Here is a 21,998-nt window from a genome sequence, read left to right on the forward strand (position 1 = left end):
ACTTCGAGAATGCCCTCACCCGACGAGACGATCGACATCAAGCCCCGCAGCCGCGCGGTGACCGACGGCATCGAAGCCACGACCTCGCGCGGAATGCTCCGCGCGGTGGGTATGGGCGACGAGGACTGGGATAAGCCCCAGATCGGCATCGCGTCCAGCTGGAACGAGATCACCCCCTGCAACCTCAGCCTTGACCGGCTCGCGCAGGGCGCCAAAGAGGGCGTCCACGCCGGCGGCGGGTACCCGCTGCAGTTCGGCACGATCTCCGTGTCGGACGGCATCTCGATGGGCCACGAGGGCATGCACTTCTCGCTGGTGAGCCGCGAGGTCATCGCGGACTCCGTCGAGACCGTCATGATGGCCGAGCGTCTTGACGGCTCCGTCCTGCTCGCAGGATGCGACAAATCCATCCCCGGAATGCTCATGGCCTCGGCGCGGCTTGACCTCTCGAGTGTCTTCCTCTACGCCGGATCGATCGCGCCGGGCTGGGTGAAGCTCAGTGACGGCACCGAGAAGGACGTCACGATCATCGACTCCTTCGAAGCGGTCGGAGCGTGCCTCGCCGGCAAGATGAGCGAGGCGGACCTCAAGCGCATCGAGTGCGCGATCGCGCCCGGAGAGGGTGCCTGCGGCGGCATGTACACCGCCAACACGATGGCGTCCGTCGCCGAGGCGCTCGGCCTGAGCCTGCCCGGCTCGGCTGCACCGCCCTCCGCCGACCGGCGCCGCGACTACTTCGCGCACCGCTCGGGCGAGGCGGTCGTGAACCTGCTGCGACAGGGGATCACCACGCGCGACATCCTGACCAAGGAGGCGTTCGAGAACGCGATCGCGCTGGCGATGGCTCTGGGTGGTTCCACCAACGTCGTGCTCCACCTGCTGGCGATCGCGCGTGAAGCTGAGGTGGATCTGTCGCTCCACGACTTCAACCGCATCGGCGACAAGGTTCCTCATGTCGCCGACATGAAGCCGTTCGGGAAGTACGTCATGAACGACGTCGACCGCCACGGCGGCATCCCCGTCATCATGAAGGCCATGCTCGATGAGGGCCTGCTGCACGGAGACGCGCTCACGGTCACCGGCAAGACGCTCGCCGAGAACCTGGCCGACCTCGACCCCGACCCCATCGACGGCACGGTCATCCACACGTTCGACAACCCGATCCACGCCACCGGCGGCATCACGGTCCTCCACGGTTCGATGGCACCCGAGGGAGCCGTCGTGAAGACCGCGGGCTTCGACGCCGCCGTCTTCGAAGGCCCCGCGCGCGTGTTCGAGCGCGAGCGCGCAGCGATCGATGCGCTGGCCGCCGGAGACATCGAAGCCGGCAGTGTGGTCGTCATCCGCTACGAAGGCCCCAAGGGCGGTCCCGGCATGCGCGAGATGCTCGCGATCACGGCGGCCATCAAGGGCGCGGGGCTCGGAAAAGATGTACTACTCTTGACGGACGGACGATTCTCAGGCGGCACAACCGGCCTGTGCATCGGCCACATAGCACCCGAAGCGGTGGACGCTGGTCCCATCGCCTTCGTGCGCGATGGTGATCTGATACGGGTCGATATCGCAGCTCGCTCTCTCGATCTACTCGTCGACGAGGCAGAGCTCGCCTCCCGCCGCTCTGGCTGGGAGCCGCTTCCCCCGCGCTATACCCGTGGCGTGTTGGCCAAGTACTCGAAGCTCGTGCGCTCCGCTGCGGAGGGCGCGACGACGGGATAGGCCCCCGCACACCCCCTCCCATCACGCAGAGGTATCTCCATGTCATCAGACACTCTCGCCGCTGTGCCCCGTCCGCCGGCCGGAGGCGCATCCACACCCGTCCTGACCGGAGCGCAGGCCGTCGTCCGCTCACTCGAGCTGCTCGGCGTCTCCGACGTCTTCGGTCTCCCGGGCGGCGCGATCCTCCCGGTCTACGACCCCCTCATGGACACGTCGGAGATCCGGCACATCCTGGTCCGCCACGAGCAGGGCGCCGGACACGCGGCGGAGGGCTTCGCCGCGGCATCCGGTCGGGTGGGCGTCGCGATCGCGACCTCCGGCCCCGGCGCGACGAACCTCGTCACCGCCATCGCCGACGCGTACATGGACTCGATGCCGATCGTGGCCATCACGGGGCAGGTCTTCTCGACCCTCATGGGCACGGATGCCTTCCAGGAGGCCGACATCGTGGGCATCACGATGCCGATCACGAAGCACTCGTTCCTCGTGAAGGATGCCGCGGAGATCCCCGCCGCCATCGCGAGCGCGTTCGAGATCGCGTCGACCGGTCGTCCCGGCCCCGTGCTCGTGGACATCACGAAGGACGCACAGCAGGCGGAGGCGCCCTTCGTGTGGCCGCCGAAGATCGAGCTCCCGGGCTACCGTCCGGTGACGAAGGCCCACGGCAAGCAGATCCAGGCCGCCGCACAGCTGATCGCCGAGGCGGCGAAGCCCGTGCTCTACGTCGGTGGCGGCGTCGTCCGTGCCCACGCCGCGCCCGAGCTCCTCCGACTCGCGGAGGCGACCGGCGCCCCTGTGGTCACGACGCTGATGGCGCGGGGTGCGTTCCCCGACTCGCACCCACAGCAGCTGGGCATGCCCGGAATGCACGGGACGGTCCCCGCGGTGCTCGCCCTGCAGGAATCCGACCTGATCGTCGCGCTGGGAGCGCGATTCGATGACCGTGTGACCGGCAAGGCCGCCCTGTTCGCTCCGCACGCGAAGGTCGTGCACGTCGACATCGACCCGGCGGAGATCTCCAAGATCCGCACCGCCGACGTGCCGATCGTCGGCGATCTGAAGGACGTCCTCGTCGACCTCGACGCGGCGTTCGTCGGGGCGACCGCGGGCGCGAAGCCCGACATCTCCGACTGGTGGTCCTACCTCGACGGGCTGCGCGACGAGTTCCCGCTCGGCTACGCGCCGACGTCCGACGGGCTGCTGGCGCCCCAGTACGTCATCCAGCGCATCGGCGAACTCACCGGCCCCGAGGGCGTCTACGCCGCCGGCGTCGGCCAGCACCAGATGTGGGCGGCGCAGTTCATCAAGTACGAGCGCCCGAACGCCTGGCTGAACTCCGGCGGTGCGGGCACCATGGGGTACTCCGTCCCCGCGGCCATGGGCGCCAAGGTCGCAGAGCCGGATCGTGTGGTCTGGGCGATCGACGGCGACGGATGCTTCCAGATGACCAATCAGGAACTCGCGACCTGCGTCATCAACAAGATCCCGATCAAGGTCGCCATCATCAACAACTCGTCGCTCGGCATGGTGCGGCAGTGGCAGACGCTGTTCTACGACGGTCGCTACTCCAACACCGACCTGAACACCGGCCACGACAGCATCCGCGTGCCCGACTTCGTGAAGCTGGCCGAGGCGTACGGCTGCGCCGCGATCCGCGTCGAGAAGGAAGACGAAGTGGATGCCGCCATCCAGCGCGCGCTCGAGATCGATGACCGCCCGGTCATCATCGACTTCGTGGTGAGCGCCGATGCCATGGTCTGGCCGATGGTGCCGCAGGGCGTCAGCAACAGCTACATCCAGTACGCGCGTGAGCACGCTCCCGCGTTCGATCAGGAGGACTGACGATGAGCAAGCACGTCCTGAGCCTCCTCGTGGAGGACAAGCCCGGTCTGCTGACGCGCGTGGCGGGCCTGTTCGCCCGCCGCGGCTTCAACATCGACTCCCTCGCGGTGGGTGTGACCGAGGTGCCCGGTCTTTCGCGCATCACCGTCGTCGTCGACGTGGAGGAGCTTCCGCTCGAGCAGGTGACCAAGCAGCTCAACAAGCTGGTGAACGTCATCAAGATCGTCGAGCTCGACCCGGCGGCATCCGTGCAGCGCGAGCACATGCTCGTGAAGGTGCGCGCCGACAATCAGACGCGCTCGAACGTGATCGAGGTCGTCAACCTCTTCCGGGCCTCCGTCGTCGACTACGCGACCGACGCCCTCGTCGTCGAGATCACGGGCGACCGCGGGAAGGTCGACGCCTTCCTCCGCGCCCTCGAGCCCTTCGGCGTGAAGGAGCTCGCCCAGTCGGGCATGGTCGCCATCGGCCGAGGCGGCAAGAGCATCACCGAGCGCGTCCTCCGCGGCTGACGCACGACTTTCCGAACCGATATCTACAAGGAGACACACAAGAACATGGCTGAGATCCTCTACGACGCAGACGCCGACATCTCGCTCATCCAGGGCAAGAAGGTCGCGATCGTCGGCTACGGCTCCCAGGGCCACGCCCACGCCCAGAACCTCCGCGACTCCGGCGTCGAGGTCGTCATCGCCCTCAAGGACGGCTCGAAGTCGGCACCGAAGGCCACCGAGGACGGCTTCGAGGTCAAGAGCGTCGCGGATGCCGCCGAGTGGGCCGACCTCATCATGGTCCTCGCCCCGGATCAGCACCAGCGCGGCATCTTCAACGACGAGATCAAGCCCCACCTCTCCGCCGGCAAGACCCTCGCCTTCGCTCACGGGTTCAACGTACGCTTCGGCTACATCGAGGTGCCCGACGACGTCGACGTCATCCTCGTCGCCCCGAAGGCGCCGGGGCACACGGTCCGTCGCGAGTTCGTCGCCGGCCGCGGCATCCCCGACATCATCGCCGTCGAGAAGGACGCGTCGGGCAAGGCGTGGGACGTCGCGCTCTCTTACGCGAAGGCGATCGGGGGCACCCGTGCCGGTGTCATCAAGACGACCTTCACCGAAGAGACCGAGACCGACCTGTTCGGCGAGCAGGCCGTCCTGTGCGGCGGTGTCTCGCAGCTCGTCCAGTACGGCTTCGAGACCCTGTCCGAGGCCGGTTACCAGCCCGAGATCGCCTACTTCGAGGTGCTCCACGAGCTGAAGCTGATCGTCGACCTCATGTGGGAGGGCGGCATCGCCAAGCAGCGCTGGTCGGTCTCCGACACGGCCGAGTACGGCGACTACGTCTCGGGCCCGCGCGTCATCGACCCGCGCGTGAAGGAGAACATGGCGGCGGTCCTCGCCGACATCCAGAACGGCGCGTTCGCGAAGCGCTTCATCGACGACCAGGACGGCGGCGCGACCGAGTTCCAGGAGCTCCGTGCCAAGGCGGCATCGCACCCGATCGAGGCCGTCGGCAAGGACCTGCGCGCGCTGTTCGCGTGGAAGCAGCAGGACTCGGACTACACCGAGGGAAGCGCCGCGCGCTGACCGACCGCGCCGCAGGCGCGCAGACTGCGGAGGGAAGCGCCGCGCGCTGACCGACCGCGCCGAAGGCGCGCAGACGGCGGAGCGAAGCGCCGCGCGCTGACCGACCGCGCCGAAGGCGCGCAGACGACCGAAGGCTCGGTCGCGCGCTGACCTTCGGCATCCAGCTCTCGGCGTATCCGCCGGGACCGGCCCGAATCGAGCCACGGAGGCCCGACCCTTACAAGGGGTCGGGCCTTCGGCGTCGTTAGACTTCGGACATGGCCTCCGGTTCCTCCGACGACGACGCCTTCCGGTGGGAAGGCGACGACTCGCCGACGCGTCCGCCCCGTGCCGAGAAGTCCGATGCCGTCCTTCCTGAGGGTTGGCGCGCGGTCGGCAAGGGGAGCGAGGCGCCGGCGGACTCTGCTCCGTCGCCGTCCGTCGGGGATGAGCCAGCGAGCGACACGACGTCCCTCGGCAGTGCAGCACTCGTCACGTTGGGGCTGCTCGGCGGCATCTACCTGCTGTACACGGTCGGCTGGGTGCTCGGCGGTGCCCGTACGGCGCTCGCGATCTCGCCTTACCTCGCTCCTGGCGCGGTCGTCCCCGCGCAGTGGTTCGCCGTGGCCGCTCCCGCCCTCTGGTTCGGCGGCACGCTGCTGCTCACCCGTTCGTCGGCGGTGTGGGTGCGCCTCGCGTGGCTCGTGGTCGGGGTCTTCCTCCTCCTGCCGTGGCCGTTCGTGACCGGAGTGTGACCCCGTGACGACTTCTTCTTCTCCTGCTCGTCGCCCTGCGTCGTGGATCCCCGCTGCCATCGCGGGATTCTTCGGATTGTTCTACGCCTACGCCGTCTGGGTGGCCGTGGGCTTCCTGATCGCTCAGGCGGGCGCCGTGGAGGGGCTGAACGGCGCCGGATGGGCGGTGCTGCTGTTCTCGGTGCTCTTCCCGATCATCGTCTTCGTGGCCGGTGTGCTCCTCGGCCGTCGCCGCGCTCTCGTGCAGCTTGCGATCATCCTGCTCGTGGGGCTGGGGCTCGTCGCGGTGTTCTGGCTGAACATCCTGACCTACGCCATCACGAACGGGAACTCGCTCGTCGGTAGCTGACCGATGTCACACGGTCGGGAGGAGGCCGGTGCGCCCGGTAGGCTGGCCGTGCCGCGTACCGTCGTCGGGCCCTGGTGTGTCTGACATCGTGGCGTCCCACCCCCGCGTACCCGAAGGTCTGCCGTGCCCAAGCCTGTCGTCCTGATCGCCGAAGAACTCTCGCCCGCCACGATCGAGGCCCTGGGGCCCGACTTCGACATCCGCTCCGTGGATGGGGCCGACCGCAGCGCGCTGCTCCCGGCTCTCGCCGATGCCGCAGCGGTCCTCATCCGCTCGGCGACCAAGATGGACGCCGAGGCGATCGCCGCCGCGCCGCAGCTGAAGGTCATCGCGCGCGCCGGTGTCGGGCTCGACAACGTCGACATCAAGTCCGCGACGAGTGCCGGCGTGATGGTCGTCAACGCGCCGACGTCGAACATCATCTCCGCCGCCGAGCTCACCGTCGGTCACATCCTGAGCCTCGCCCGGCACATCCCGGCGGCGCACGCGTCGCTCGCCGCCGGCGCGTGGAAGCGGTCGTCGTTCACCGGGACGGAGCTGTTCGAGAAGACGGTCGGCATCATCGGCCTCGGTCGCATCGGCGCGCTGATCGCGGCGCGCGTGCAGGCATTCGGCGTCTCGGTCGTCGCCTACGACCCCTACGTCACCCCCACCCGCGCACAGCAGCTCGGTGTGCAGCTCCTCCCGCTCGATGACCTCCTCGCGACGAGTGACTTCGTGACCATCCACATGCCGAAGACGCCCGAGACCACGGGGATGATCGGCACCGAGCAGTTCGAGATCATGAAGGCGTCCGCCTACGTCGTGAACGTCGCCCGTGGCGGACTCATCGACGAGGAGGCTCTGTACACGGCGCTGACGACCGGGCAGATCGCTGGCGCCGGGCTCGACGTGTTCACGTCTGAGCCCCCGGTCGAGGACGGCACCGCGTTCCCGCTTCTCTCGCTCCCCAACGTCGTGGTCACGCCGCACCTGGGCGCATCGACGGACGAGGCGCAGGAGAAGGCGGGCGTGTCCGTCGCGAAGTCGGTCAAGCTCGCGCTCGAGGGCGATCTGGTTCCGGATGCCGTGAACGTCGCCGGCGGCGTCATCGACCCCTTCGTGCGCCCCGGCATCGCCCTCGTGGAGCAGCTCGGGCAGATCTTCACCGGCCTCGCGCCGAGCGCACTCACGAGCCTCGACATCGAAGTGCGCGGCGAGCTCGCCGACTACGACGTCAGCGTGTATCGCCTGGCGGCGCTCAAGGGCATCTTCACGAACATCGTCAGCGAGAACGTCTCGTACGTGAACGCCCCGCTGTTCGCCGAGCAGCGCGGCATCGAGACGCGACTGATCGTCGAGTCCGAGAGCCCGCTCTACCGCAACATCACGATCCTCCGCGGCACGCTCGCCGACGGCACCGTGCTCACCGTCGAGGGCACTCTCGCCGGGACGCGGATGGTGCCGAAGGTCGTGGGCATCAACGGCTACGAGGTTGAGGTGCCGATCAACCGGTACCACGTCGTCATGCGTTACGCGGACCGTCCCGGCATCGTCGCGATCTACGGGCAGAAGCTGGGGGAGGCGGGCATCAACATCGCCGGTCTCCAGGTGGCCCGTCCCGACGCGAGCGGACGCGCACTGTCGGTGCTGACCGTCGACTCGCCGGTCCCCGAGACGATGCTCGAGGAGCTTCGCCAGGCGGTCGCGGCGGACCTGTTCCGTCAGATCGAGCTCACCGAGGTCTGACCGCCGGCAGCGCGACGCGACGCACGCGCGACCGCCAGGCTCGCGGTCGAGCGCGCCGTCGCTCGCGCCGAAAGCGCCCCTCCGTGCCGAGCGCGCAGTCTTGTGGCGCGCAATAGTCGGCGCTTTCGGCACTGGAGGGCGCTTTCAGCGGCGTTCGGCGCAGCGGCGCGGACTCGCGGGCGTGATTCAGCGCGCGGCGCGCTCCACGAGGGCGACGAGCGCGTCCAGTGCGGCGCCGCGGGGGAGTGGGCCCGGCAGGGCGCCCGCGGCGAGCGCGCTGTTGAAGTACAGACCGTCGCTCACCAGGAGCACGAGCTGAAGTGCGGTCTCGTCGCGCGTGTGCGGCCGGAGCGCGTCCTCCCAGAGCTCCCGCACGCCGCGGAGTGCGTCCGCCGCCGCAGCGTGGCCCGTCTGTGCGAGGCGCGACGCCGCGACGATGGCGCGGTCGAGTGGTGTCCCGGTCTCCAGTGACGTGCGCACGAAGGCTGCAATGATCCCTCCCGGAGCGGACTGCATCGCTTCGACGTCGAGGTGGACGAGCTTCTTCATGCGTTCGAGGAGCGCGTTCTCGAGGGCTTCCTTCGTGGCGTAGTGATAGAGCAGTCCGCCCTTGGAGACCCCGGCGGCGGCGGCAACCGCCTCCATGGTGGCGCCGCGTGCGCCTTCGGCCAACAGGGCGGCCTCGAACGCGTCGAGGACGCTCTCCTTCGCGCGCGGCGGTCTGCTCATACCCTCATCGTCTCCCGACTTCGGTTCGCCCTCTGTTACTATACCGGCTGGACGGTGAAGAAATGATGACGTTGACGGAAGAACTCCGCGTCGCCGACGCGGGCGGGCGCAAGCAGGGATGGCGCGGCTGGACGGCACTGGTCGTCCTCATGCTCCCGGTGCTCCTCGTTTCCGTGGACAACACGGTGCTGAGCTTCGCGCTGCCCGAGATCGCCCGCGATCTGTCGCCCTCCAGCGCCGAGCAGCTTTGGATCATCGACGCCTACCCCCTCGTGCTCGCGGGGCTCCTCGTCACCATGGGGTCCCTCGGTGATCGGTTCGGTCGCCGGCGGCTCCTGCTCGTCGGCGCGACGGGCTTCGCCGCCGTGTCCGCTCTCGCCGCGTTCGCGCCGACCGCAGGCCTCCTCATCGCGGCCCGGGCCGGTATGGGTGTCTTCGGCGCGATGCTGATGCCCTCCACGCTGTCGCTGCTGCGCAGCATCTTCACCGATCGCGACCAGCGCCGCTTGGCCATCGCGGTGTGGGCGTCGATGTTCTCGGCGGGTTCGGCTCTCGGCCCGATCGTCGGCGGCATCCTGCTGGAGCACTTCGCCTGGGGGTCGGTGTTCCTCATGGCGGTGCCCGTCCTCATCCCGCTGCTGGTCCTGGCGCCGTTCCTCGTGCCGGAGAGCCGCGACCCGAAGCCGGGACGCATCGACCCGCTGAGCATCGTTCTCTCGATGGCGACGATGGTGCCGATCGTCTACGCGATCAAGGAGTTCGCCGTGCACGGTGCCGGGGTCCTGCCGCTGGTGCTCGTGGTGGTCGGTCTCGGTTTCGGCTGGCTGTTCGTGCGGCGCCAACTCCGTTCGTCGACCCCCATGCTCGACATGCGGCTGTTCGCGATCGGCTCGTTCACGGGGGCCCTCCTCGTCAACCTGCTGAGTGTGGTGGCGCTCGTCGGCTTCCTGTACTTCGTGACCCAGCATCTCCAGCTGATCATCGGCATGTCGCCGCTGCAGGCCGGGCTGGCGCTTGTCCCGGGACTCGCGCTCATGATCATCGCGGGCCTCGGGGTGGTTCCGATCTCGCGGCGCGTCTCCGCCCGGATCGTCGTGCCCACGGCGCTCGCGCTCTCCGTCGCTGGATACCTCGTGATCGCCTTCTCCACGGATGCCGCGGCTCTCGGCACCCTCATCGCGGCGTTCGCGCTGCTCGGACTGGGCATCGGAGCTGCCGAGACCGTCTCCAACGAGCTCGTTCTCGCAAGCGCGCCGCCCGCGAAGGCGGGAGCGGCGAGCGCCGTCTCAGAGACCGCGTACGAACTGGGAGCGGTACTGGGGACAGCTGTTCTCGGCGGAATCCTCACCGCGTTGTACCGCTCCGGCATCCATCTGCCCGATTCGGTGCCCGCAGAGGCCGCCGAGGCTGCCCGGGAGACTCTCGCCGGTGCCGTCAACGTCGCCGAGACGCTCCCTGCCGACGTCGGTGCCGAGGTGCTGTCCGCTGCGGCACACGCCTTCGACTCGGGCGTGACGGTGACCTCGCTGATCGGCGCCGGCCTCGTCGTCTGCGCCGCCGTGGTGGCGGCCGCTACGCTGGAGAGATCCCGGACCTCGCGCGTCGATCACTGATCCCCGCACCGCCGTGCGTCCGGGTCCTGCCTGTCTGTGAGCACGAGGAGTGCGATGTCGCGTGTCGTGAAGCTGGCTGTCATCCCCGGAGACGGCATCGGTCCCGAGGTCGTCGCCGAAGCGGAGAAGGTTCTCGACACGGTCACCGCCGAGGCGGGCGTCCGCTTCGAGAAGACCCGGTTCTCCCTGGGCGCGGCCCGGTTCCTCGAGACGGGCGACACCCTCACCGATGACGACCTCGCCTCCATCGCCCAACACGATGCGATCCTCCTCGGGGCCGTCGGCGGGATGCCGGGGGACCCCCGTCTGAAGGATGCGAACATCGAGCGGGGACTGCTCCTGAAGCTCCGCTTCGCGCTCGACCACTACGTCAACCTGCGGCCGTCCCGGCTCTATCCGGGCGTGCCCGGGCCGCTCGCGAATCCGGGGGACGTCGACTTCGTCGTGGTCCGCGAGGGCACCGAGGGACCGTACGTCGGCAACGGCGGTTCCATCCGCACGGGCACGCCGCACGAGGTTGCCAACGAGACGTCGGTCAACACGGCCTACGGCATCGAACGCGTCGTGCGGTTCGCGTTCACGCAGGCGCAGGCGCGGCGGAAGAAGCTCACCCTCGTGCACAAGACGAACGTGCTCGTCCACGCGGGCGGGATGTGGAAGCGGATCGTCGACGAGGTGGCATCCGAGCACCCCGAGGTCGCCGTAGACTATCTGCACGTCGACGCGGCGACGATCTTCCTGGTCACGAACCCGGGCCGCTTCGACGTGATCGTCACCGACAACCTCTTCGGCGACATCCTCACCGACTTGGCCGGCGCCGTCACCGGAGGCATCGGTCTCGCCGCATCGGGGAACATCAACCCCGACGGCGCGTTCCCGTCGATGTTCGAGCCCGTGCACGGTTCCGCGCCCGACATCGCCGGCCAGCAGATCGCCGATCCCACCGCCGCGATCCTCTCCGTCGCCCTCCTCCTCGACCACCTCGGGCTGGGCGATGCCGCAGCGCGCGTCACCCGCGCCGCCCGGGAGGACATCGAGTCACGGGACGGCTCCACCCGCACGACCGCGCAGGTCGGCGACGCGATCACCGCACGCCTCCGGGCGTAATCTGGGCAGATGCGCGCCGCGCAGACGCCGCGCGAGGAACAGGACTGACTATGACCCTCACCGACCCCACCACCGCTCCGGCCCCGTTGACCTTCGCGGTCACGAAGAACCTCGCCGCCGCGACGCCCGCCGCCCGCGAGGAGATCCTCGCGAACCCCGGTTTCGGGACGAACTTCACCGATCACATGGTGGACATCTGCTGGTCGCAGAAGGGCGGCTGGCATCGTCCGCGCGTCCAGCCGTACGGACCGATCTCGCTGTCCCCGGCCGCCGCCGTGCTGCACTACGGACAGGAGATCTTCGAGGGGATCAAGGCATACCGCCACGCCGACGGGTCGATCCACACCTTCCGCCCCGAGGAGAACGCGCGCCGTCTGCAGCGTTCGGCTCGCCGCATGGCCCTCCCCGAGCTCCCGGTCGAGCACTTCCTGCAGTCGCTGCGTGAGCTCGTCGCCGTCGACGGCGACTGGGTGCCCGCGGGCGCCGACCAGAGCCTCTACCTGCGTCCGTTCATGTTCGCCAAGGAGGCCTTCCTCGGCGTGCGGCCCGCAGAGAAGGTCGCCTACTACGTGATCGCGAGCCCGGCCGGTGCGTACTTCAAGGGCGGCGTCACCCCCGTGAAGATCTGGCTCAGCGAGGATTACGCGCGCGCCGGCAAGGGCGGCACGGGCGCGGCGAAGACCGGCGGCAACTATGCGGCCAGCCTCCTGCCACAGGCGCAGGCGTACGAGCAGGGCTGCGACCAGGTGGTCTTCCTCGACGAGGACGGCAACGTGGAGGAGCTCGGCGGCATGAACGTCGTCTTCGTGAAAAAGGACGGCACCCTCGTGACCCCTCAGTCGGAGTCGATCCTCGCGGGCATCACCCGGGACTCCATCCTCCAGCTCGCCGAGGACCGGGGCCACCGCGTCGAACGCCGGGCGGTGTCTCTCGCCGAGTGGCGCGACGGCGTGGCATCCGGCGACATCGTCGAGGTCTTCGCCTGCGGCACCGCGGCCGTGGTCACCCCGATCGGCGCCCTGAAGACGCCCGACTTCGAAGACGCGCAGCCGTCGGGCACGCTCGCCCTCGAACTGCGTCAGCACCTCACCGACATCCAGTACGGGCGCGCCGAGGACACCCACGGCTGGCTCGTTCGGCTGGACGGCTGATCGTGCGCATCGTCCGGTACAGCCGCGCCGAGTCCATCCGGTACGGGATCATCGACGAGAAGGAGGTCGTCGAGCTCGCCGGCGACCCGCTCTTCTCCGGGTTCGACACCACGGGGGAGCGCGTCCCGCTCGCGGAGATCACCCTCCTGGCGCCGTCTATCCCGCGGTCGAAGGTCATCGGCGTCGGCAAGAACTACCGTGATCACGCGGCCGAGATGGGCGGAGAGGCGCCGGCGGAACCCCTGCTGTTCCTCAAGCCGAACACCTCCGTCATCGGACCGAACGACGCCATCGTGCGCCCCACGCAGTCGGCTCGCACTGACTACGAGGGAGAGTTGGCCGTCGTCATCGGCCGCGTCGCGAAGAACGTGTCCGCCGACCAGGCGCTCGACTACGTGTTCGGGTACACCATCGCGAACGACGTCACCGCCCGCGACCTGCAGTCCTCTGACGGACAGTGGGCGCGCGCCAAGGGGTTCGACACCTTCTGCCCCCTGGGCCCCGCAATCGAGACCGACTTCGACGTCGACGGCGATGCCCGCATCGTGACGCGGGTGAACGGGGAGGTCCGTCAGGACGGTCCGATCTCCGACATGGTTCATTCGGTGCGAGAGATCATCGCCTACGTCTCGGCGGCGTTCACCCTGCTGCCGGGCGATGTCATCCTCACCGGCACCCCGGCAGGGATCGGATCCTTCGAGGCCGGCGACGTCATCGAGGTCGAGATCACCGGGCTGGGAATCCTGCGCAACACGGCGCGGAATGCCTGAGGACGCGGACCTCCTCACTCCCGACGGGGTCGCCCGCGTCCAGCGGCGCACAGTCGCCGTGCTCGCCGCCGGCCAGGTGCTCGGCGGCGTCGCCTTCGGAGCCACGGTGTCCCTCGGCGCGCTCCTGGCGGCCGATCTCTCCGGCCAGGAGGCGCTCTCCGGGCTGGCAACCGCGTCGGTGACCCTCGGTGCCGCCCTGTGCGCCATCCCGCTGGCACGCCTCGCCGCGTCTCGGGGACGGCGCCGTGCGCTGACGCTCGGGAACCTCTTCGCCCTGATCGGCATCGCGTTGGTGATCACCGCGGCAGCAGTGCGGTGGTTCCCACTGCTCCTGGTCGGCGTCATCCTGATCGGCGCCGGCAACGCGGGGAACCTGCAGTCGCGGTTCGCGGCGACCGACCTGTCGGCGCCGACCCGCCGGGGCCGGGACCTCGGAACCGTGGTCTGGGCGACGACCATCGGGGGCGTCCTCGGACCCCTGATGCTGACACCGGGGGAGGTGGTGGGCGGGTGGCTCGGGATGCCGCCGCTCACCGGTTCCTATGCGTTCTCGATCGTCGCGCAGGTGCTGGCCCTGGGCTTGTACCTCGTCGGCCTCCGGCCCGACCCGCTGCGCATCGCGCAGGCGCTGGCGCGATCGGCGGGGTCGGGTCCTGCGCCTGTCGCTGAGCAGGACAGTCCTCGTGTCGCGCGCTACGCAGTCTTCGCGGTCGCCGGTTCGCACGTGGTGATGGCATCCGTGATGGCGATGACGCCCGTGCACCTCTCCCACCTCGACCCGCGCAATGTCACGACGATCGTGGGGGTGACGATCGCGCTCCACGTGTTCGGGATGTACGGTCTCTCACCCGTCTTCGGCGTGCTGGCGGACCGCTGGGGGCGGCTGCGCACCATCCTGCTCGGCCAAGCGATCCTGGCCGCCTCACTCGTGACCGCAGCCGTCGCGCCGCAGTCCGCCACCGCGGTGCTCATCGCCCTCGTCCTGCTCGGTCTCGGGTGGAGCGCGGCCACCGTCGGGGGAGCGGCGCTGCTCACGGAGGCGACGCCCACCGCCCTCCGACCGCGCCGGCAGGGTCGCAGCGACACCGCGATGACGCTCTCCGCCGCCATCGGCTCCGTCCTCGCCGGCGGGGTGCTCCAGCTCATCGGGTACGGCGGGCTGGCGATGGTGGCCCTGGTCGTGGTGGTGGCGATCACCGTGCTCTCGCCGTACGCGCGCCGCTGACCGCCGACGCGCCCGGGTCGGGGAGAGCGCGGACGTAGACTGGGAAGCGATGTCTGCCGCACCGCACCCCGCCACCACGACCGCCTCCGGATCCGACGTCCGGGTCCGCTTCTGCCCGTCGCCGACGGGTCTGCCCCACGTGGGTATGGTCCGGACCGCCCTCTTCAACTGGGCCTATGCGCGCCACACCGGCGGTCGCATGGTGTTCCGGGTCGAGGACACCGATGCGGCGCGTGACAGCGAGGAGAGCTACCGCCAGCTCATCGACGCGCTGACCTGGCTGGAGATCGACTGGGACGAGGGCGTCGAGACGGGCGGACCGCACGCGCCCTACCGGCAGTCTCAGCGGCACGACATCTACCGTGGCGTCCTCGAGAAGCTGATCGCCTCCGGTGCCGTGTACGAGTCGTACTCGACCGCCGAGGAGATCGACGCGCGCAACGCCGCGAACGGGCGGGCGAAGCAGCTCGGCTACGACAACTTCGACCGCGCGCTCACCCAGGAGCAGAAGGACGCCTTCCGCGCGGAGGGACGAGAGCCCGCCTGGCGGCTGCGCGTGCCCGACGTCGACCTGACCTATGTCGACCTGATCCGCGGCGAGGTGACCTTCCCGGCCGGCTCCTTCCCCGATTTCGTGGTGGTGCGTGCCGGCGGCATCCCGCTCTACACCTTCACCAATCCGGTGGACGACGCACTGATGGGGATCACGCACGTCCTCCGCGGCGAGGACCTCATGCCCTCGACCGCGCGCCAGCTCGCCCTTTACGCCGCTCTGGTGGATGCCGGAGTCACGACGTTCGTGCCGCGCTTCGCGCACATGCCGCTCGTGCTGGGCGAGGAGGGGACGAAGAAGCTCTCCAAGCGCGACCCGAAGGCGGACCTGTTCCTGCAGCGCGAGAAGGGCTTCATCCACGAGGGCCTCCTCAACTACCTGTCACTCCTCGGCTGGTCGATCGCCGCCGACCGCGACGTGTTCAGCCGACAGGAGCTCATCGAGGCGTTCGACATCGTCGACGTGAACCCGAACCCGGCCCGCTTCGACCAGAAGAAGGCCGAGTCGATCAACGGTGACCACATCCGGATGTTGGCACCCGAGGAGTTCGCGGCGCGTCTCACCCCCTACCTCGTCGGCGCGGGCGTGATGAGCGTGCCGCCGACCGACGCGCAGCGGGACATGCTCCACAAGGCGGCGCCGTTGGTGCAGGAGCGGATGCAGATGCTCGGCGAGGCGCCGGGACTGCTCGGATTCCTCTTCCGCGACGTGGAGTCGTACGACGACGATGCATTGAAGGGGCTGCCGGCGAACGCCGCCGAGGTGCTCGCGGCGTCGGCGGACGCGCTCTCGGCGGTGCCCGCCGACGGGTTCACCGCTGACGCGATCCAGGCGGCTCTGGCGGGCGCGCTCATCGACGGCCTCGGACTCAAGCCGCGTGTCGCCTACGGGCCCGCGCGCGTCGCTCTCAGCGGGCGTCGCGTGTCGCCGCCGCTGTTCGAGTCGATGGAACTGCTCGGCAAGGATGTCACGCTCGCGCGCCTCGAGCGGCTCCGCGCGACACGCGGCTGACAGGCCGCCGGTTTGGACCGGAGCCAGCCGTGGGCTAAGCTTGACCCTCGGAACGGCTTCGGTCGGACCCCCTTGGGGTATGGTGTAATTGGCAACACGGCGGTTTCTGGTTCCGTTGTTCTTGGTTCGAGTCCAGGTACCCCAGCAAGGTGAAAACCCCCGCTCCGGCGGGGGTTTTGCCGTTTCGGGATCGACGCTCTGAGATGGGTTTCCCTTCCGACGCGGGCGGGTCAGAATGAAGCATGGGTCTTTTCTCCTCGCGCCCCGAAGAGCCGTCCGAGTGGGCCGGTCTCCCGTCCGAGCCGCTGCCCGATCGCACGGATGCCGAGCTGCTGAGCGGCGAGGCCATCTCGCCGTGGCGGCCCGATCTGCTCGGTGCCGGCCCCGAGCACGCGGCATCCATCGAGGTGCCCGTGACGGAGTTCCTCCCGCTGGAGGGGGGAACTCCCGGCGGCGGTGTCGGCGAGGCCGGCGGCGACGGGGACTGACGCCCCGCTCAGCGCATCGCGTCGCCGATGTAGGAGTACTTGACGAACACCTCGCTGGCCCAGCCGGCCTCCTCGAGCACGCCCTGGACAGCGCTCAGCATGTACTTCGAGTCCCATCCCATGTAGAGGTGGTGACCCGGGGCGAGTTCGTCCCAGTGGCCGTTCCATGCCTGGGCGGGGTACACCGGACCGCCGCGTCGTGCGCTGAAGTCGATGACGCTGTCGCGGGAATCGGCCCAAAGCCGCTTGAAGACGCGGTTGAACAGGTAGCGGACGTCCGGCACCTCCCAGTGCTCACCGCGGTACTCGACGTAATCGAACTCCCGCTGCCAGCCGCGGGGCCAGCCGCGTCGCTTCTTCGCGTCCAGGATGGGGGTCAGGTTGTCGTCGTCGATCCCGACCACGGCGGGTCGTCGCCACGTCTCCATGAACCGTCCCGTCAGCGATTCGGTCCGGGCGCCGATCTGCGAGGTGCCCCAGGACGGCGCCTCAGCGACCTCCCGGGTGAACGCGACACCGCTTCCGGCATAGGCGGAGCGCTTCGCGGCGAAGGACGCGTCGAAGACCTGCTCGGCGATGGGAGGTTCGACGAGCGTCAGATTCCCGAGGGTGGCAGCGAGGGCGCGGTGTGCGTTCTGCTGGTCCTCGGTGAACTCCGCCCAGCGATGGTCGCCGTCGCCGGACCAGTCGTCGGACGGCGAGACCGGCATGACGTGATCGAGGTCGAGTGGTTCGTCGGGGGCGAGGCCCGCCAGGCGCGCCAGGACGAAGTGCGGATGGGGCAGCTCGCCGTATCGCAGCCCGACGCGCGTGCGCTCGTCCGACGGGGTGATCCGTGCGATGGCGCGCAGGAGCGCGTCACGGCCGAGGTCCGCGGCCCGGCAGAAGCGGGCGACGAGGCGATCGATCGGGAGGCCGACGACGGTACGCCGCAGCAGCAGCGATTCGACGTCGTCGAGTGAGGCGAGCAAATCGGATGCCGGAAGATCACCGTGCAGGTGGTCGCGGTAGAGCCGCATGGCGAGCGGATACATGCCTCGGCCGAGGATGCTCACGGCGGCGAAGCGCGACGAGATCGCGGCATCCTGCGCCTCTCGGGGGGACAGGAGAAGGCGGTAGATCTCGGAGAGCTCCCGCCAGTCGGCGGCGTGCGCGCGCAGGGTCGCCACGTCGAGACGGGGGAACTCGTGTCGGAAGGCGTCGTACACGCCGCGCTCACCCTCGACGAGCACCTCACGGCCGGTGAGCATCACCAGGTAGTCGCGCCAGAAGGCTCCGATCTGCTCGGCCGTGTTCTCCTCGATGGGCAGCCAGTACTCGGTCTCGATCTCGCGTTGCTCCGCATGCGAGAGCCCCATGAGGACGTAGTTGTGGATGAGCTCGTGGTCGCGGAGCGGTTCGCCCGTCGAATTGAGGCTCTCGAAGATCTGCTGCGCGTTGGCGCCGGCGCCGAGGGTGATCGAGACGTGCTCGAGCTTGCGCAGGCCACGCCAGATGGCGGCCGCCTCGTCGGGTCGGATCTGGCTGCGAAAGAACGCGTAGTTGTCATCGAAGCGCGATTCGCGCTGGGCGTCACCCGGAGCGCGCCGGTCGAGCACGACGCTCTCGAAGACCTCGGCCCAGGCCCGGTGCGGTCGGAGCTTGGTGCGGTCGGGGGAGTCTTCCCGGACCAGGACCCGTTCGAGTTCCGCCGCGAGCGTGGGGTCGTCGTCGCGCAGCGTGTGGTGGAGCGCGGCGATGAGCAGCATGAGGGTGGTGATGCGCTGCTGACCGTCGATCAGGACGAGGTGCGCCTCGTCATCTGCCGACGTGCTCGCCGTCGAGAGGATCGACCCGATGAAGTGGGTGCTGTCGGCGTCGGTCTGCGACACGGCCCGGATGTCGCCGAGGAGCTGCTCGCACCCGCCGATGTCCCATCGGTACTGCCGCTGATAGACCGGGACGACGATGGTGGTGTCGGATGCCGACAACCAATCGATCGTGTTGACGGCGGTCGCTTCGACGTTCGTGGCAGTGCTCATGGTCTCCGAATCGTTCCTCGCAGCCTTTCGATCCTATCGTCCGCGGATTTTCCCGGCCCGGTTCCAGGACGCGCGGAGGGGTCGTGCGTAGGCTTGCCTCAGTCGGGCCTGTAAAAACTTCGCTCGCCCGACAGAAAGGTTGATCCGCATGGGTTACATCAAGAGCGCTGCACTCGAGGAGACCGGCTACGTCGTCCTCGACAGCTACGGCAAGGAGATCGATCCGAAGGAGTGGCTCGACATCGAGTACGTCGACTGGAAGTCCTCCGGCGACACCCGCTTCGCTCCTCTCGCCTCGGCCAAGGGCGAGATCGAGTGCAACGGCTTCTGGAACCACCAGCCGCCGCGCACCGACAAGGATGGCGTCTGGATTCCGGAGCAGACCGAGAAGGCTCCGACGCTGACGGAGCGTGCTCTCGAGCCCGGCTCCAACGTGGGACGCTGCCGCATCATCGAGCTGCAGCCGAACACCTACGCCGACGCGCTGTACAACCTGCACCAGGACGACAACAACCGGCTGAACCCCGACGGCACCGGCTGGGTCGTGCGCAGCTTCTTCAACCTCACCGACGACAAGGACAGCTTCTTCGTCCTGCGTGAGAACCGCACCGACCCGAGCGAAGAGACGCGCATCGCCCTCCCCGCCGGCGCACAGCTGGTCATCGACACGCAGCGTCTGTGGCACGCCGCGTACCACCCGGGTGACGCTCCGCGTTACTGCCTCATCACCTCGTGGGAGTCGGGCCCCGAGCTCGACGCCTATATCGCGAAGTACAACGGCGTGAACAAGGTGGAGAGCGTCCCCCTCGATCAGGAGACGATCGACGCGGCCCAGGCCGAGCAGGAGCGCCGCATCGCCGCGCGCGCTGCGGCCCTCGCCGCGCGCGGGCAGAAGGAAGTCCTCGCGATGAGCGAGGCGTGACCTTCCGCTGCTGACGCAAGACGCCCCCGGCCATCAGGCCGGGGGCGTCTTGCTTGCGATCAGATCAGGGCTGCGCTGCTACTCACAGCTGCGCTAGTCATCACAGCTGCGCTGTGCGACGGCGATGCGCCACGCGGTGGCCCAGCCACAGCATGATCGCGACCAGGCCGACGATGAGCGCTCCGAAGATCCACGGCAGGACCATCGGCGTCAGGCTCGAGGTGCCCGCCGCGAGCTCCCCGGTGCCGTCGGCGATCTGCGAGTTCCCGTCGCTCAGGCGGCCGGTGCCGTCGGCAAGCGTCGTGGCGCCGTCGGACAGGGTCGTCGAGCCGGTGGAGAGCTCGGTGGCTCCGGCGGAGAGGGTGCCCAGGCCGGCGGAGAGGCTGCCCGCTCCTTCGGACAGCTTCGACGTTCCCTCGGCCAGCGAGTCCGCTCCGGCGGCCAGCGTTCCGGCGCCGGTGGCGAGGTTCTGGGCGCCGGACTCGAGTCGGAGCGAGCCGTCTGCCAGTCGCTGCGTCCCGCTCTGAACGGTCCACAGGCCGTCGCGGAGATCGCCGGCCTTCGACGCGAGCCGCTGACCACCGGCGGCGAGGGCGTCCGTACGCTCATCGAGGGTGGCCACACCGGTGGCGAGTTCGCCCGCACCGGCGGCGACGCGAGCAGCGCCCGCAGCGAGTTCGCCCGACTTCGAGGCAGCCGTCGAGACACCGGCCGCGAGCTCGCCCGACTTCGTGGCTGCGGTCTCGAGACCGCCCGCGAGATCGCCCGCGCCCCGCTCGAGAGCGGTGAGCCCGCCAGCGAGCTTGTCGGAGCCGCCCTTCACCTGGCCGAGGCCGGCGACGAGGTTGCCTGAGCCGGCGTCGATGGCAGAAAGCCCGGAGGCGAGTTCGCCCGACTTCGTGGCTGCGGTCTGGAGTCCCTTCGAGAGGTCAGCTGAACCTGCGGCGAGCGAGCCGAGCCCTGTCTTCAGATCTGCTGCCCCTGCTTCGACTCCCGTCGCACCGGTCGCGACGTCGCCCGCGCCTGCGGCGATACCGGCCACATTCGTCGACACCGTGCTCAAAGCACCGTGCAGCTTCGCGACCCCGTCGCTCACAGCGCCCGCGTTGGTCGCGAGCCCCTTGGCGGCGGCGGCCAAACCGTCGAGCTTCGCCTTCATGGTGGGGTCGGTCTCGCTCGCGGCAAGCGCCTCGAGGCTGGCCTGGAGGTTCGAGGCACCGCCGGCGACTGCGGCGGCCCCGCCCGGCACGCTCGAGGTGGCGGTCACAGCCCCCGCAGCGCCGTCGCGGACCTGCGCGGCGCCGTCCCGGAGCTTGGCCGCACCTGCGGCGAGCGACGTGGCACCGGCGGCGAGCTTCTCGCCGCCTGACTTCGCCGCGGCGGCGCCGTCAGCAACAGCTGAAGCGCCCGTTGCGACACCCGCGATGCCGGTCGCGAGCTGGCCCGCGCCTGTCGAGGCCGAGCCGATGCCCGCGTCGAGCGTGGCGGCGCCGGCGGCGACCTGCCCGACGCCTGCGACGAGGTCGTCAGCGCCCTGGGCTGCGGACGAGGCGCCGTCGGACAGGCGACCAGCGCCATCCGAGGCGTTGCCGATGCCGTCGGCCAGCAGACCTGCGCCGTCGGCCGCTGTGCCGAGACCTGCCGAAAGTCGGTCGGCACCGTCGGCCGCGAGGCCCGCGCCGCCCGCGAGAGTGTCGGCGCCGTCACCGAGGCGGCCGATGCCGGACTTCGCCGCTCCGATGCCCTCCGACACGTCCTGTGCGCCGTCGGCGAGCAGGGTGGAACCGGAGGCGGCCTTCGTCGCCCCGTCGCGGAGGCGCGCTGCGCCGTCGCGGTTCTTCGTCGTCCCCTCGGAAAGAGTCAGCGCGCCGATGGCGAGCGAACCGGCACCGGTGGACAGTGCACCGGCTCCGGTGGCTGCGGAGCCCGCGCCGTCGGCGAGCTTCTCGGCGCCCGTCGCCGCGGTGGTCGCGCCCTCGTCGAGTGCGGCAGCGCCGTCCGAGAGGCGCCCCGCGCCGTCGGCCAACCGGTCCGCGCCGTCGGCGACGTCCACCGACCCGCTCCGCGCCTCGGTGGCGCCGGCCGCGAGCTGACCCGCGCCGTCGTTCAGCTTCGCCGCGGTGAGCAGGTAGAAGGTCGTCATGGCGAGGAGCAGGACGGCGAGGACGGCCACGGTGATCTTCATGCCGAGGCCGTGCTCATGGGTGTGTGATCTCGTCATCGAGGTCTCCAAGGAGTCGCGCCTGCAGGGCGCAGGCGAGCGGTCGATCAGGCGGGGACCCGCCGGCTCGGGATGCTCGGGTGCGTCGACGGTTCCGCATCGTCATCGATGGGGAACGACAGTCGCGAGCGGATCGACGGTAACAGCCGATCGACGCCCAGACGTCCGCGCCGACAAACTCTGACGCGTGGAACCAAGTCTCAGAAGTCTGACGCCGAGTGTCTTTGTCGATCGG

General features: G+C 69.5%; 18 protein-coding genes and 1 tRNA gene. 16 read left to right on the forward strand and 3 right to left on the reverse strand.

The genetic code is table 11. The annotated features are described in order from the left end of the window. Window positions 1–9: 9 nt before the first annotated feature. The 7 genes from ilvD to serA all read left to right on the forward strand — a co-directional run bounded on the left by ilvD (window position 10) and on the right by serA (window position 7,952). Entirely contained in the window at window positions 10–1,716 is a 1,707-nt protein-coding gene (ilvD, locus tag BKA24_RS09155; protein WP_184217332.1) for a dihydroxy-acid dehydratase, read from the forward strand. Between the two features lie 39 nt (window positions 1,717–1,755). Continuing rightward, entirely contained in the window at window positions 1,756–3,558 is a 1,803-nt protein-coding gene (locus tag BKA24_RS09160; RefSeq protein ID WP_184217335.1) for an acetolactate synthase large subunit, read from the forward strand. 2 nt (window positions 3,559–3,560) lie between these two features. Then, window positions 3,561–4,070 carry an acetolactate synthase small subunit gene (ilvN, locus tag BKA24_RS09165; protein ID WP_184217337.1) on the forward strand — a complete coding sequence of 170 codons (510 nt, stop codon included), beginning with the start codon at window positions 3,561–3,563 and terminating at the stop codon, window positions 4,068–4,070. A 45-nt stretch (window positions 4,071–4,115) separates the two neighbouring features. Continuing rightward, a complete protein-coding gene (gene ilvC, locus BKA24_RS09170; RefSeq protein WP_184217339.1) occupies window positions 4,116–5,141 on the forward strand; it encodes a ketol-acid reductoisomerase in 1,026 nt (341 codons plus the stop codon). 257 nt (window positions 5,142–5,398) lie between these two features. Beyond that, the gene (locus BKA24_RS09175; RefSeq protein WP_184217341.1) at window positions 5,399–5,875 is read left to right on the forward strand and encodes a hypothetical protein; all 477 of its coding nucleotides are present in this window, start codon (window positions 5,399–5,401) and stop codon (window positions 5,873–5,875) included. Window positions 5,876–5,879: 4 nt separating this feature from the next. Further along, window positions 5,880–6,224: a hypothetical protein gene (locus BKA24_RS09180; RefSeq protein WP_184217343.1), complete on the forward strand. Its 345-nt coding sequence runs from the start codon at window positions 5,880–5,882 to the stop codon at window positions 6,222–6,224. A 123-nt stretch (window positions 6,225–6,347) separates the two neighbouring features. Beyond that, entirely contained in the window at window positions 6,348–7,952 is a 1,605-nt protein-coding gene (gene serA / locus BKA24_RS09185) for a phosphoglycerate dehydrogenase (RefSeq protein WP_184217346.1), read from the forward strand. Between the two features lie 186 nt (window positions 7,953–8,138). Here serA and BKA24_RS09190 read toward each other — a convergent pair whose 3' ends face one another. After that, on the reverse strand, window positions 8,139–8,681 hold the full coding sequence (locus BKA24_RS09190; RefSeq protein WP_184217348.1) for a TetR/AcrR family transcriptional regulator: 543 nt from the start codon (window positions 8,679–8,681) through the stop codon (window positions 8,139–8,141). A gap of 65 nt (window positions 8,682–8,746) precedes the next feature. On the opposite strand from BKA24_RS09190, the gene BKA24_RS09195 reads away from it, so the two are divergent. The 8 genes from BKA24_RS09195 to BKA24_RS09230 all read left to right on the forward strand — a co-directional run bounded on the left by BKA24_RS09195 (window position 8,747) and on the right by BKA24_RS09230 (window position 16,599). Beyond that, the gene (locus tag BKA24_RS09195) at window positions 8,747–10,294 is read left to right on the forward strand and encodes an MFS transporter (protein ID WP_184220644.1); all 1,548 of its coding nucleotides are present in this window, start codon (window positions 8,747–8,749) and stop codon (window positions 10,292–10,294) included. Window positions 10,295–10,348: 54 nt separating this feature from the next. Then, on the forward strand, window positions 10,349–11,401 hold the full coding sequence (locus BKA24_RS09200; RefSeq protein ID WP_184217350.1) for a 3-isopropylmalate dehydrogenase: 1,053 nt from the start codon (window positions 10,349–10,351) through the stop codon (window positions 11,399–11,401). A 50-nt stretch (window positions 11,402–11,451) separates the two neighbouring features. After that, on the forward strand, window positions 11,452–12,552 hold the full coding sequence (locus BKA24_RS09205) for a branched-chain amino acid aminotransferase (RefSeq protein ID WP_184217352.1): 1,101 nt from the start codon (window positions 11,452–11,454) through the stop codon (window positions 12,550–12,552). A 2-nt stretch (window positions 12,553–12,554) separates the two neighbouring features. Beyond that, a complete protein-coding gene (locus BKA24_RS09210; protein WP_184217354.1) occupies window positions 12,555–13,322 on the forward strand; it encodes a fumarylacetoacetate hydrolase family protein in 768 nt (255 codons plus the stop codon). Beyond that, window positions 13,315–14,547, forward strand: a complete 1,233-nt coding sequence (locus BKA24_RS09215) for an MFS transporter (RefSeq protein ID WP_184217356.1) — start codon at window positions 13,315–13,317, stop codon at window positions 14,545–14,547. Before BKA24_RS09210 ends, BKA24_RS09215 begins: the two co-directional genes overlap by 8 nt. A gap of 49 nt (window positions 14,548–14,596) precedes the next feature. Next, window positions 14,597–16,111, forward strand: coding sequence for a glutamate--tRNA ligase (gene gltX, locus BKA24_RS09220; protein WP_184217358.1), 1,515 nt, complete (start codon window positions 14,597–14,599; stop codon window positions 16,109–16,111). Window positions 16,112–16,184: 73 nt separating this feature from the next. Continuing rightward, window positions 16,185–16,256, forward strand: a tRNA-Gln gene (locus BKA24_RS09225). A gap of 97 nt (window positions 16,257–16,353) precedes the next feature. Further along, on the forward strand, window positions 16,354–16,599 hold the full coding sequence (locus tag BKA24_RS09230; protein ID WP_184217360.1) for a hypothetical protein: 246 nt from the start codon (window positions 16,354–16,356) through the stop codon (window positions 16,597–16,599). A gap of 8 nt (window positions 16,600–16,607) precedes the next feature. Here the strand turns inward: BKA24_RS09230 and BKA24_RS09235 are convergent, their stop codons facing one another. Further along, window positions 16,608–18,620, reverse strand: a complete 2,013-nt coding sequence (locus BKA24_RS09235; RefSeq protein ID WP_184217362.1) for a DUF262 domain-containing protein — start codon at window positions 18,618–18,620, stop codon at window positions 16,608–16,610. Window positions 18,621–18,768: 148 nt separating this feature from the next. Between BKA24_RS09235 and BKA24_RS09240 the strand changes: the two genes are divergently transcribed. Continuing rightward, complete coding sequence (locus BKA24_RS09240; protein WP_184217363.1) at window positions 18,769–19,542, forward strand: hypothetical protein; 774 nt, start codon at window positions 18,769–18,771, stop codon at window positions 19,540–19,542. A gap of 100 nt (window positions 19,543–19,642) precedes the next feature. Here BKA24_RS09240 and BKA24_RS09245 read toward each other — a convergent pair whose 3' ends face one another. Then, window positions 19,643–21,763, reverse strand: coding sequence for a YhgE/Pip domain-containing protein (locus tag BKA24_RS09245; protein WP_184217365.1), 2,121 nt, complete (start codon window positions 21,761–21,763; stop codon window positions 19,643–19,645). Window positions 21,764–21,998: the final 235 nt, after the last annotated feature.

The sequence above is a fragment of the Microbacterium marinum genome (genome assembly GCF_014204835.1).
GTDB classification, from domain to species: domain Bacteria; phylum Actinomycetota; class Actinomycetes; order Actinomycetales; family Microbacteriaceae; genus Microbacterium; species Microbacterium marinum.